Source organism: Arthrobacter ruber (genome assembly GCF_002954225.1).
Classification (GTDB): Bacteria; Actinomycetota; Actinomycetes; order Actinomycetales; family Micrococcaceae; genus Arthrobacter_D; species Arthrobacter_D ruber.
In genome coordinates this window covers 193,636-206,328 of sequence record NZ_PPTH01000015.1, presented here as the reverse complement: position 1 = coordinate 206,328, position 12,693 = coordinate 193,636, and the positions used below count along the sequence as shown (strand labels likewise).

Below are 12,693 nucleotides of genomic sequence, written 5' to 3'. Positions count from 1 at the left end.
CCGGAGGAACCTACGCCGTCGTCGTGGTGCCCGTCGTTCCCGCAGCGGCGGGCAGGAGCTCCGTGATGAGCTGCTGGATGCGACCCCTGATCTCGTCGCGGATGGGACGGACCGACTCGACGCCCTTGCCGGCCGGGTCCTCGAGCACCCAGTCCTCGTACCGCTTGCCCGGGAAGTACGGGCACTCGTCCCCGCAGCCCATGGTGACGACGACGTCGGAGGCCTTCACGGCCTCAGGGGTGAGGATCTTCGGGGTCTCGGCCGTGATGTCGATGCCCTCCTCCTTCATCGCCTCGACCGCGGCAGGGTTGACCTGGTCGGCGGGCTGCGACCCGGCCGACAGGACTTCGATCCGTCCCTCGGAGAGATGCTGCAGGTACGCCGCAGCCATCTGGGAGCGGCCCGCGTTGTGGACGCAGACGAACAGGACCGAGGGCTTCTTCCGATCGGTGGTCGCTACGGCTGCACGTTCGGTGGTCATGGTGATCCTTCGGTCCTCGCCCCGTTCCGGAGATCCGGCCAGGCAGGGTGATGGGTTGGGGTCGATCAGCTCGCCGGCGCCTCGCCTGCGCAGCTCTCGCAAGAGATCGACTGGCTTCGATGTCGAGTATGCAGAAATACATCGATGATTGTCAATGCATGGGTATGCTGGGTGCATGACGACGATCTCCGAGCCCCGAACCGCGGACCCGATCGATGAGGACCCCTGCTGTGTGCCGTCCGGGGCGCCGGCGATGAGCGCCGAGCGGGCCGAGGAGCTGTCCAAGCAGTTCAAGGCGATCGCGGACCCGAACCGGTTGCGCCTGGTCTCCCTGATCTCCTCCAGTGCCGACAACGAGGCGTGCGTGTGCGACCTCACCGAGCCCTTGAACCTGGGGCAGCCCACCGTGTCCCACCATCTGAAGGTCCTCGTCGACGCCGGGATCCTGCACCGCGAGAAGCGCGGTGTCTGGGCGTACTTCTCCATCGTGCCCGGCGCCCTGGACTCCCTCGCCGGCGTGCTCACCGAAGCCCGGTGACGCACCCCCGCCTCCTGCTCACCCGCCTGCCCGCTACGAAGAATCGAGCATCCCTGTGACTTCCAAGGCCGACAAGCCCTCCGTCCTGTTCGTCTGTGTGAAGAACGGGGGCAAGTCCCAGCTGGCGGCGGGCCTCATGCACAAGATCGCCGGCGATTCCGTGGTGACGGCGTCGGCCGGCTCGAAGCCGGGTTCCGCGGTGAACGGTCTCTCCGCCGAGGTCCTGGCCGAGGTGGGGGTCGACATCAGCCGGAACGTCCCCCGTCAGATCACCGTCGAAGACCAGCGAACCGCGGACGTCGTCGTGATCCTCGGGGCCGAGGCGCAGGTCGAGGAGGTCGACGGGACCCGGTACGAGCGCTGGGAGACCGACGAGCCCAGTGAGCGCGGCATCGACGGGATCGAACGCATGCGCCTCGTCCGTGATGACATCCTCGACCGGGTCACCGCCCTCCACGCAACGCTCACCACCCCGTAACGCGTCCGGTCGGCCACAGCCCCGGACGCCGGGACGACTTTCAGCTCTCCCCTGTCCTCTCTCTTCCGTGAGCTCCTCACGGGTGTTCCTCCTGTAAGGAGTCCTACCACCATGACTGTGGTCGCTGTCCTGATCTTCCTCGCCACCCTGACCCTGGTCATTTGGCAGCCCAGGGGCCTCGGCATCGGCTGGTCCGCGCTGGGCGGAGCCGCCCTGGCCCTGCTCACCACCGTGGTCAGCCTGTCCGACATCCCGACCGTGTGGGACATCGTCTGGAACGCGACCTTCGCGTTCGTGGCGATCGTGATCATCTCCCTGATCCTAGACGAGTCCGGGTTCTTCACATGGGCGGCCCTGCACGTCGCACGATGGGGCCGGGGCAACGGGCGGTTGCTGTTCACCCTGATCGTCCTGCTGGGGGCAGTGATCTCCGCGGTTTTCGCGAACGACGGGGCGGCGCTGATCCTCACCCCGATCGTCATCCAGATGCTCCTGGCCCTGAAGTTCCCGGCCAGGGCATCGCTGGCGTTCGTGATCGCCTGCGGGTTCATCGCCGACGCCGGGAGCCTGCCCCTGGTGGTGTCGAATCTCGTGAACATCGTGACCGCGGACTTCTTCGACATCGGCTTCGCCCGGTACGCGGTCGTCATGGTCCCCGTCGGGATCGTGTCCGTCGCCGCGAGCCTCGGCGTCCTGTTCCTGTATTTCCGCAAGGTCATCCCCCGCCACTACGACGTCACCGTCCTCGCCACCCCCGGGTCGGCGATCGCGGATCCCCTGACCTTCAGGACCGGGTGGGTCGTCCTCGGGGTCCTGCTCATCGGGTACTTCGCCGCCGAACCACTGCACATTCCTCTCTCGGCCGTCTCCGGTCTAGGCGCCGTCGTCCTGATGCTGGTCGCCTCCCGCCAACCCGCGTTCTTCTTCCCCCGCACATCGGCCAGCGCATCACTCAGCACAGGAGCCGCTCAGGCATCGAGCCCTCGTGAGGCGGAGGTCGCGGGCCGGGCTGAGGAGCTCGATCTCGAGAGCGTCGGGGCGGCTCACCGATCGACGGCCGGAAGCACTCCCCCTGTCGCTCACGCTGCCGGCGGGACCAGCCGCGACGGTGAAGCAGTTCTCGCTGCCGGGGGCGGAGCGGCGGCTGTCAGCGCGTCAGGCGCACTGCCGGGCACGATCTCCGTCCCGCGGATCCTCAAGGAAGCCCCCTGGCAGATCGTCCTGTTCTCCATCGGCATGTACCTGGTCGTCTACGGGCTGCGGAACCAGGGCCTGACCGACGAACTCGCCGGCGTCTTCTCCTCCATCAGCACCAACGGGGTCCTCGTCACGGCTCTCGGCGTCGGCGTGATCGTCGCGGTCCTCGCGTCCCTGATGAACAACATGCCCACCGTCCTGATCGCCTCCCTCGCCATCGGTGCAGCCGGTGCCGCCGGGTTGACGCAGGAAGCGATGATCTACGCGAACGTCATCGGCTCCGACCTCGGTCCGAAGATCACCCCGATCGGCAGCCTCGCGACCCTTCTCTGGCTCCACGTCCTGGACCGCAAGGGCATCCACATCGGCTGGGGCCGGTACTTCCGCACGGGCATCGTCCTCACCATCCCCGTGCTCCTCGTCACCCTCGTCGCCCTCGCCGGCTGGCTCGCCGTCGTCGGCGTCTGACCACCGCTCCCGGGGACGGACCGGGAGGGAGCCCTCAACCAGGCGGATGCCGGGCTGGACCTGTGCACAACGCGGCGACGACGCCGATCGTGGCGAGCACGGCCATTGCTGCGGCCATGGCCGGATACCCTCCGAGCAGGGACGCCAGGGCCGGGCCCGCAGCGGGAGCCAGCGCCCCGACGATGGTCACCGGCGCGGCGAAGACGCCCTGGAGGCTCCCGTGATCGCGTGTCCCCCAGCGGTCCGCCACCGCGGTGGCCTGCAGGAGCGTGTTGCAGCCCCGCACCATCCCCGCCATCACTGCCACGACGACGAGCAGTGCTGCAGGTCCGGGGACCAGGGCCAGCGCCCAGACGGAGGCCGCCCCGGCGGCGGTGAGCACCACGGTCCGCGTCACGGCGGGCGTCCCCGCGGGCAGGGCCGAGTAGGCGAGCCGGCCGATCACCTGCCCGACCCCGATCAGGCCGAAGGCCACCGCGGCGCTCCCGTAACTCAGCCCCCGCTCGAGGAACAGGGCGATCAGGTTGAAGGTCACCGCGAACAGGGCGAGCGTCGAGAGGGCCATCGTGACCTGCAGCAGACGGAACGGCCGGCTCCGCGACACCGCCCGCGCGTCCTGCGGGGGCTCGGCCCCGGCGTTTGAGGCGGGTGCGGAGGACCAGTGCGCATTGAGGAAGAACCAGTGCAGCGGGATCGTCACCACGCCCAGGACGCCCGCCAGGACGAGGTAGGCGGTGCGCCACCCGAGGGCATCGATCAGGGCGGCGGTGAGCGGCGCGAAGATCGTCGACGCGAAGCCCGCCACCAGCGTCAGCGTCGTCAGGGCCCGCACCCGGTGCGGCCCGTACCAGCGCGTGATGACCACGAACGCCGGCTGGTAGAACACCGCGGCCTGCCCGAACCCCGCGACCAGCCACGCGGCTGCGAAGACCGCGAAGGTCGGGGCAGCACCCACCAGGAGCAACGCCACGACGCCGATGACGCTGCCGAGAGTCATCACGAGCCGTGGCCCGGTCCGGTCGAGCGTGCGGCCCACCCGCACACCGGCGAACGCGGAGACGGTCAGACCGGCCGAGAACGCAGCCGTCATCGCCGGCACGGACCATCCGGTGTCCCGGCTGATCGGGACCAGGGCCACCGGCAACGAGTAGTAGAGCAGACCCCAGCTCGTGGTCTGGGCGGCGCACATGGCCGCCAGTCCCCCACGCGGCCGGTCCCGCTCGACATCGCTCACCCGACAACCCTAGGGTCACCCGCGGCGCCTTTCGCCATCACAGCCGTGCGCGGTGCGTCGCCTGAGCATGACGGCCGCCATCGCCGTTCCGAGCTGTCCGCGCCCGCGCAGCAGAGCGTTCACATAACGATTCGCGCACATCTGTACCCGGCCGGCCTGCCCGGCCGAGGCCCCCCGGAAGCCCCGCCGTCGCAACGGATCATGGGGTCGGGTGCCGGATGGGGGACGGGTCTGCACAGTGCCCGGACGGGCACCGACGCCGCTGCGCACTCCTCCTGGCGGACAGCCGCTCGCTACGCTGGATGGCGGCCCGGATGCGATCCCGGTGCTGGATGACGCATGACCGGGATCGCCCACACACGTCAGAAGGAGCATGATCGTGAGCAGCAAGCCACGGGAAGGGGCTTCCACCAGCCCGCCCCAGCGTCCGAGCAGGGCAGCGGGAACGACCACCGCAGGGAAGGCACGACTGGCGCTGCCGGTCTTCGTCCCTGCGTCGGCGCTGATCGTGCTCTTCGTCGCTTTCGCCATCATCGCGCCCGATACGGCATCCGCCCTGTTCGCGGGTATCCAGGAGAATGTCATCGGCGCGTTCGGCTGGTACTACGTGGCCCTCGTGGCCTTCTTCGTCGCGTTCTCCCTCTGGGTGGGATTCAGCCGCTACGGCGACATCCGCCTGGGCAGCGACGACGACAGACCCGAGTTCTCCACGATGTCCTGGTTCGCACTCCTCTTCGCAGCCGGCATGGGGATCGGCCTGGTGTTCTGGGGCGTGGCCGAGCCGCTGAACCACTTCGCGAGCCCTCGTCCCGGAACCACCGGTTCCGACATCCAGTTGGGGCAGCAGGCCATCACGCAGACCTTCCTCCACTGGGGACTCCACGCCTGGAGCATCTACGTGGTGGTAGGCATCTCCATCGCCTACGCCGTCCACCGACGCGGCCGGCCCATCTCCATCCGCTGGACCCTCGAACCGCTCCTCGGCGATCGCGTCAGGGGCGGCTGGGGTCACGCGATCGACGTCGTCGCACTCGTCGGGACCCTCTTCGGAGTCGCGACGTCCCTCGGACTCGGCGTCCTCCAGATCTCCTCCGGGCTCGACAGCGCCAACATCCTCGCGGCCACCGAGGCGACGCAGGTGGGACTGATCCTCTGCATCACCTCGCTGACCATCGTGTCGGTCATCTCCGGTGTCGGGAAGGGGATGAAATGGCTCTCCAACATCAACCTGGTGCTGGCCGCGGTACTGCTGCTCGTGGTGCTCGTCGCCGGACCCACCCTGTTCCTCCTCCGCGAGTTCGTCCAGTCGATCGGCAACTACCTGCAGAACGTCATCGGCCTCACGTTCAACACGCTGGCGTTCTCGGGAGCGGAAGGTGAGGCGTGGCAGGCGTCCTGGACCACCTTCTACTGGGGCTGGTGGATGTCCTGGGCGCCGTTCGTCGGCATCTTCATCGCCCGCATCTCGAAGGGGCGGACGGTCCGCGAGTTCGTCGCCGGTGTCCTCCTCGTTCCCACCACGCTCGGATTCCTGTGGTTCTCCGTCATGGGCGGCTCCGCGATCTACCGGGAGATCTTCGGGCAGGGCGGGCTGATCGCCGAGGACGGCTCCGTGGACACCGAGAACGCGCTGTTCGGCCTCCTCGGCGACCTCCCCGGCGGTCCGGCCCTGCTGATCGGAGCCATCCTCCTGATCGCCATCTTCTTCATCACCTCGGCGGATTCGGGAGCCCTGGTGATGAGCATGATCTCCACGGGCGGTGACCCCGATCCGCGCAACTGGATCCGCGTCTTCTGGGCTGCGCTCGCAGCGCTCGTCGCCATCGCCCTGCTGCTCGTGGGCGATACAGGGCTCGGCTCCATCCAGACCGCGGCCATCCTGACCGCCCTGCCCTTCAGCGTCGTGATGCTCCTCATGTGCGTCGCCACCGCCAGGGCATTCCACGGTGAGCATCGGGCATGGCAGGCTGCACAGCGGAAGGCTGCCGCTGCAGCGATGGCGGACCGCGTCAGCGACCAGGTGAGCGAATCGATGTCGGACCAGGTCGAACGGCAGGTCCAGGAGCACCTGGCGGACTACTCCCTGGAGCACGAACCCACGGATGCACCGGGGAACTCCGACACGCGGCGGTAGCGCCCGGGCCATGCCCGCCGCGGAATGGGCACCAGCAGGAAAGGCCTGCTCATCACGTCTGATCCGTCAGGGCGTCAGAACTCCTTCCGTTCCTTCCCCTGCGTCGGCACGATAGTGGGCGGATGATCATACGGGTCGGCAGATGAGGGCCGAACAGGCACGAGGAGGGCGATTCAGGTGAGCCGCGTGGACGGGAGGTCTGTTCGGGAGTCCCTTCAGGCCCAGCTGTGGCCGGTGCCCTTGGCTGCTGTCGTTGTCGCGCTGGCGCTCGGGCAGCTCCTTCCGTTCCTCGACGAGCGCCTGGATGACAGCCTGCCGGCTGCGGTATCGGGTCTTCTCTTCGGTGGAGGGCCCGAGGCAGCACGGTCGCTGCTGGAGACGATCGCGAGTTCGACCATCACGGTGACCTCGCTGACGTTCTCCCTGACGGTCGTGACCCTTCAGCTGGCCAGCAGCCAGTTCTCCCCTCGCCTGCTCCGCACCTTCACCCGGGACCGGTTCGTCCACAACACGCTCGCACTGTTCCTCGGGACGTTCGTCTTCTCCCTGACCGTGCTGAGGAGCATCCGGGTGGAGAGCAGTGCCGGCGCGAGCTTCGTCCCGGAGATCGCCGTCACCACGGCGTTCCTGCTCACGATCGCGAGCGTCGTCGGCCTCGTCCTGTTCCTGGCTCACCTGGCACGGCAGATCCGTGTGGAGACCATGCTGCGCGACGTGCACCGCGAGACGGACCGCACACTGGAGCGGATCTATCCCCAGCAGGGACCCCGGCCTGCCGGCAGTGAGCTCCCCCGCATCGGAGGGGTGCCGCTGCGGGCGCCGAGCTCGGGGTTCCTCACCCGGGTCGATGAGGAAGCCCTCACCGCCGGCGCTGCGCGGCACGGCGTGGTCGTCTCCGTCGACGTCGCCCCGGGGGCCTCGTTGGTGGAGGGCGTACCCATCGGACGGGTGTGGAGCACGAGTGATGCTCCGCTCGACGACGATCGGAGCGCGGAAGTCGTCGAGGCGGTCCTCGCGGCCTTCAGGACCGGTTTCGAGCGCACCTCGAGCCAGGACCCGTCCTTCGGGCTGCAGCAACTGCTCGATGTGACCGACAAGGCACTCTCCCCCGGGGTGAACGACCCCACCACGGCTGTCCATGCCATCAGCCATATCTCCGCGATCCTCTGCTCCCTCACCGCGCGGTGCACGGGATCACGAACGCTCCGCGACGGCGACGGGACCGCGCGGGTGCACCTCACGCTCCCGACCTTCACCGAGCTCCTCGAACTGGTCATGGATCAGCTCGTCACCTACGCGTTCACCGACCCGCGGGCTGCCGGCCGGACCATCGACATGCTCTCGGAGATCACCATCAGCGCCAGCGGTGCAGGCTCCCTGACCCAGCTCACGGCGCCGCTCCGGACACAGATCGGGCGCGTCCGGACGGCGGTCGGTGGCTCACCCCTGGACGCCGTGATCCAGCAGGACCTCTCGGACAGGCTTGCCGGCGTCGAACCGGGCCGATGATCCGCCGGCCCTGAGGGCTGTGCCCTGCCGGGGCACTCGGGCGTGTGTGCCGGCGTACCCGCCCGCAACTACCCGTGTTCGGACGGTGTGGGCGGGCTCGGTGGATCCGGGCGGAGTCGGGGCGGATCGGTTCCGCGGAGGAAGAAGGCTCCGAGCGAGCCGGCGAGGGTGGCGAACACGGCGACGGAGTAGACGGCGAGCAGTACCTGCAGGATGCGGGCGAAGGGCGTCGTCGGGGTGAGCCCGGTGCCGGTGATCGTTGCCATCGCGGATTCGAAGAGGGCATCTGCGTAGGATCCGTGCGTGCCGGTGGCGTACAGCAGCTGGCTCGAGGCGAGAATGACCACCGCGGTCACGGCTGCCAGCCACCCGATGCGGCTCGACAGGAGCCGCCCGGCGGACCGCGAGCCGCGCACACCCGCGGAGACGATGCCGCCGAAGCGTGCGAAGCGTGCCACACGGACGAAACGCAACGCCTGCAGCGCACGGAAGAAACGCAGGAACGGCACCAGGAGGAAGATGACCTGCCACCAGTTCTTCTTCCAGAACGTCCGACTGAACCCGGCGATGTAGGCCCGCAGCAGGAACTCCGCGACGAACACCGTCCAGAACACCCACCCCACCACGGTGAAGAAGAGGATCATGCCGGTGCTGGTGGCCAGGATCTGCCCGAGCACCACGAACAGGAAGATGACACCCAGGATGCCCATCGGCTTGTCCAGGCGGGCTGCCACGGCCTCCGCGCGGCGCAGGCCCGTGTCCTGCCCGATCGGTCGGTGGTCCATCAGCGTCCGTTCATCGAGGCTGCATCATCGATCGTCGCCGGGGTACCCGATGATGCCGCTCATGGCGGAGCCACTACCCAGCGTCTTGGCGGGGATGACGCTGAGTTTGCCGTTGGTTTCCAGCACGACGGCGGCGACGGAGGACAGATCCCCGGAGCCGGTGCTGCGCACCGCCTGGTGGACTTCGGACTCGGTGAGGCGGTTGCGGCGGAGCTCGTGGTGCTGCAATTGCCCGTCCACGACGAGCGCTGTGGGTCTTGTGGTGATCGTCCTACGCGCGCCGGGCCAGCGCGCGGATACCCCGGCGACGATGAATTGCAGTCCGGCCAGGAGTACGAGGGCTGCGAATCCCTCGGCATATGCGACGTCGGAGCTGAGCAGGATGGTCGCGAGGGTCGAGCCCAGCGCGACGGTGATGATGAAGTCGAAGGCGTTGAGCTGGCTGAGTGTCCGCTTGCCGGAGAGCCGCAGGACTCCTACGAGCGTGGCATAGGACACCGCCCCGACGATGAGGACCCGGAGGATGTCCGCCCACGAGTCAAACCACATCGTCGTGGCCCCCGGGCTTGATCGTCGTGGTGCTGGCGTTGATCATCGTGGTTCTCCTCCAATGGGATTCGCGGGAAGACCCGGGACGCTGTCCTCGACACTACGCTGCAGCGCTTCCCGCTGTACTGCCGGATCACGAGAACGGGATGACGCCCTGGAGGTACTCGCGGGAGGACCCGCCGCGATACGAACGTCGCCGGCGGAGCGCAGGCGGTCGAACGGATCAATAACAGGAGACATCGAAAATGGAGCCGCCCAACTGTTGCCTTCCTGCCCGTGGCGGTGTTCCGTAGATGGATGACGATCACCGGACTCCTTCCCATGGCCGTGACGGACGAAGTCGGCTGGCTGGCCGCGGTCGACGAGGCCATCAACACCGCGTTCGCGAAGCCGACCGAGATCTTCTCGAGCATCGTGTTCTTCCCCATCACCATCGGTGATGTCAGCTTCCCGGCCGTCGTGGCATGGCTCATCCTCGCCGGGCTGGTCTGCACGATCTACTTCGGGGTCCCGCAACTGCGCGGGCTCAGGGTCGGCTACGAGGTGGTCCGGGGACGGTACTCGTCCAAGAGCGACCCGGGCGAGGTCCCGCACTTCCAGGCCCTCACCTCGGCCCTGTCGGGGACCGTGGGGTTGGGCAACATCGCCGGTGTCGGTGCGGCCATGGCGCTCGGTGGTCCGGGCGCAACATTTTGGATGATCTGCGCCGGCCTGATCGGTATGGCCACGAAATTCGCCGAGTGCACGCTCGGCGTCAAGTACCGCGAGGTCCACGAGGACGGGTCCATCAGCGGCGGCCCGTTCAAGTACCTGCCCATCGCGTTCCGAAAACTCGGGCGCATCCCGGCCAAGATCCTGACCGGGATCTTCGCCGTCGCGATCCTCATCTTCGGCTTCGCCGGCGGGAACATGTTCCAGGCCAACCAGACGTTCGCGCAGGTGCAGAACGTCACCGGCGGTGAGGACGGATTCCTCGGCAGCGCCGGTGCGGCCCTGATCTTCGGGGTCGTCCTGGCGTTCCTGGTCGCGGTCGTCATCCTCGGCGGCATCAAGTCGATCGGCGCCACCACCTCACGCCTCGTCCCCGCCATGGGCGGCGTCTACGTCCTCGCCTGCCTGTTCGTCATCATCGCCAACATCGAGCAGGTCCCCGCAGCATTCGGGGCCATCATCTCCGGTGCCTTCAATCCCCAGGGCATCGCCGGAGGCATCCTCGGCGTCCTGATCGTCGGCTTCCAGCGCGCATCGTTCTCCAATGAGGCGGGCGTCGGTTCGGCAGCCATCGCGCATTCCGCCGTCAAGACCCGCCGCCCGGTCAGCGAGGGCTTCGTGGCCCTCTACGAACCGCTCGTGGACACCGTCCTGATCTGCACCATGACCGCCCTGGCCATCATCATCGCCGGGGCTCCCAGCCTCCAGGCCGGCATCGACCAGGTGCAGGGCGGAGGGGACACCCCCGACGGCGTCATCCTCACCTCCGACGCCTTCGCCACCGTCCTCCCCTGGTTCCCGATCGTCCTCGCGATCGCCGTCATCCTCTTCGCCTACTCCACCCTCATCACCTGGTCCTACTACGGGCTCAAGGCCTGGGAGTTCCTGTTCGGGCGCGGGAAGATCGCCGAGCTCACCTACAAGGTCATCTTCCTGTTCTTCACCGTCGCCGGCTGCGTGCTCACCTTCAGCCAGGTCATCAGCTTCGCCGATGCAGCACTGTTCGTCTGCGCCTTCGTGAATCTCCTCGGGGTGTACTTCCTGTTGCCCGTGATCAAGCGCGAGATGCGCGCCTACCTCGCGGACCGCAAGAGCGGGAAGCTCCTCATCCTCGGACTCGAGGAGGGCGAACTGCAGCCCGAGAAGTAGCACCGACACCCTGCAGGACCAGGTGTGGCAGGACACCACCGGTGGACCTGATCCCCACTACCGACGTTCTCCTCCGCTCGTGTCTACCCCTCGAATGCCTGGGCCTCCGTCTCGGTCCTGATCAGATCCTCGCCGGCGTCGGTGTGGGCGACGGCGGCGGGCTCGAGCATCTGCTCCCTCGAGTACTGGAACATCACCATGGCGACGGCGACGATGGGCGTCGCCAGGAACGCTCCGACAATGCCGAACAGCGAGCCCCCTGCAGTGACTCCCGTGAGTACCACGGCCGGGTGGAGCGCCAGTGACTTGCCCACCAGGATCGGCTGCAGGACGTTGCTCTCGAGTTGCTGCACGAGCAGCACGATGCCCAGGACGACCAGCGCCGTGACCCAGCCCTCGGACAGGAGGGCCACGAGCGTCGCAAGGAGTCCGGTCGCGACGGCTCCGACGACGGGCAGGAACCCTGCGAAGAAGATCAGGACCGCCAGGGGCAGAGCGAGCGGTACCCCGAGGACCCACAGCCCGAGACCGATGAACACGGCGTCCACGAGTGCCACGGCGGCCTGCGACGACACATAGGCGGAGAGTGTCCTCCAGCTCCTCGTGGCTACCTCCGCGATGTGCACGAAGACCGTCCCGGTCGTCCATCGCAGCAGCCACCGGGGGAAGCGATCTCCGTCCTTCAGACAGAAGAAGGTGAGGACCACGGCCAGCAGCACTGTCACTGTCATCGATCCGACCGTGCCCAGTCCGGAGGAGACCTGGGACAGGATCGCACCGGCGTGGGTCTGGAGCCAGGCGAGTCCCGACGTGATGAGATCGTCGACGTCGGGCACGGTGAAGGGCAGCGACTCGGCGAAGTCCCCCAGCATGCGGACGTTGTCCACAGCCCGCCCGGAGAGATCGCGGATCCCGTCCACGGACAGGACTGCTGCGGTCCACCCCACACCCATGATGACGGCGAGGAGCCCCAGGACGGCGACGGCTGCCGCTGCTGCTCTCGGCAGGAACGTGCGCAGGATCCTGTTGACGGGCCAGAGGATCGAGGACAGGAGGAGGGCCAGGATCAGAGGGAGGACGATCACCCACAGCTCGGACAGGAGGTAGATCACTCCTGCGATCGCTATCGCGATGATGAGTACCCGCCCGAGAATGGCGGTCGTCGTCGTCAGGGCCGAGAGGACTGCACCCCCGCGGATGCGCTCCAGCATCGCCCGCGAGGAGGTGGCTCCGCGTTGCTCCTCGCCCGTGCCGGACGAGGAGGACTCCTGCTCATCGGTCACGCCTGACCTCTCCTGGTGGTGATCCGGTCCGTCATCGTGAGCACGGTGGGCATCAGGGTGCGGGGAGGGAATTTCACCGGTTCCACGCTAACAGGCATGGTCGGTCGGCTTCCCTCATGGGGGCCTCGGTTGCTGTTCCGTGACAGGATCGATGGCCGGCCGTGATGTGGAGGATGA

The 12,693-nt window shown here is 67.9% G+C and carries 11 protein-coding genes; 6 read left to right on the top strand and 5 right to left on the bottom strand.

The window, feature by feature from the left end:
* Positions 1–10: 10 nt before the first annotated feature.
* A complete protein-coding gene (locus CI785_RS07485; protein ID WP_105031446.1) occupies positions 11–481 on the bottom strand; it encodes an arsenate reductase ArsC in 471 nt (156 codons plus the stop codon).
* 175 nt (positions 482–656) lie between these two features.
* Between CI785_RS07485 and CI785_RS07480 the strand changes: the two genes are divergently transcribed.
* The 3 genes from CI785_RS07480 (at position 657) to CI785_RS07470 (ending at position 3,162) form a co-directional block, all read left to right on the top strand.
* Entirely contained in the window at positions 657–1,019 is a 363-nt protein-coding gene (locus tag CI785_RS07480) for an ArsR/SmtB family transcription factor (protein WP_105031445.1), read from the top strand.
* A gap of 55 nt (positions 1,020–1,074) precedes the next feature.
* Positions 1,075–1,497, top strand: a complete 423-nt coding sequence (locus CI785_RS07475) for an arsenate-mycothiol transferase ArsC (protein ID WP_105031444.1) — start codon at positions 1,075–1,077, stop codon at positions 1,495–1,497.
* Positions 1,498–1,608: 111 nt separating this feature from the next.
* The gene (locus CI785_RS07470; RefSeq protein WP_105031443.1) at positions 1,609–3,162 is read left to right on the top strand and encodes an arsenic transporter; all 1,554 of its coding nucleotides are present in this window, start codon (positions 1,609–1,611) and stop codon (positions 3,160–3,162) included.
* Positions 3,163–3,196: 34 nt separating this feature from the next.
* On the opposite strand, the gene CI785_RS07465 is transcribed toward CI785_RS07470, so the two are convergent.
* On the bottom strand, positions 3,197–4,396 hold the full coding sequence (locus CI785_RS07465) for an MFS transporter (protein WP_338064884.1): 1,200 nt from the start codon (positions 4,394–4,396) through the stop codon (positions 3,197–3,199).
* 373 nt (positions 4,397–4,769) lie between these two features.
* Here CI785_RS07465 and CI785_RS07460 point away from each other — a divergent pair, with 373 nt between their 5' ends.
* Positions 4,770–6,530, top strand: a complete 1,761-nt coding sequence (locus CI785_RS07460) for a BCCT family transporter (RefSeq protein ID WP_105031441.1) — start codon at positions 4,770–4,772, stop codon at positions 6,528–6,530.
* 177 nt (positions 6,531–6,707) lie between these two features.
* Positions 6,708–8,039 carry a DUF2254 domain-containing protein gene (locus CI785_RS07455; RefSeq protein ID WP_157940205.1) on the top strand — a complete coding sequence of 444 codons (1,332 nt, stop codon included), beginning with the start codon at positions 6,708–6,710 and terminating at the stop codon, positions 8,037–8,039.
* 68 nt (positions 8,040–8,107) lie between these two features.
* On the opposite strand, the gene CI785_RS07450 is transcribed toward CI785_RS07455, so the two are convergent.
* On the bottom strand, positions 8,108–8,824 hold the full coding sequence (locus tag CI785_RS07450; RefSeq protein ID WP_240615064.1) for a hypothetical protein: 717 nt from the start codon (positions 8,822–8,824) through the stop codon (positions 8,108–8,110).
* A gap of 24 nt (positions 8,825–8,848) precedes the next feature.
* Complete coding sequence (locus CI785_RS07445) at positions 8,849–9,373, bottom strand: DUF421 domain-containing protein (protein WP_105031439.1); 525 nt, start codon at positions 9,371–9,373, stop codon at positions 8,849–8,851.
* A 297-nt stretch (positions 9,374–9,670) separates the two neighbouring features.
* Between CI785_RS07445 and CI785_RS07440 the strand changes: the two genes are divergently transcribed.
* Entirely contained in the window at positions 9,671–11,233 is a 1,563-nt protein-coding gene (locus CI785_RS07440; RefSeq protein WP_105031655.1) for an alanine/glycine:cation symporter family protein, read from the top strand.
* An 83-nt stretch (positions 11,234–11,316) separates the two neighbouring features.
* Here CI785_RS07440 and CI785_RS07435 read toward each other — a convergent pair whose 3' ends face one another.
* The gene (locus CI785_RS07435) at positions 11,317–12,516 is read right to left on the bottom strand and encodes an AI-2E family transporter (RefSeq protein WP_105031438.1); all 1,200 of its coding nucleotides are present in this window, start codon (positions 12,514–12,516) and stop codon (positions 11,317–11,319) included.
* Between the last annotated feature and the right edge of the window lie 177 nt (positions 12,517–12,693).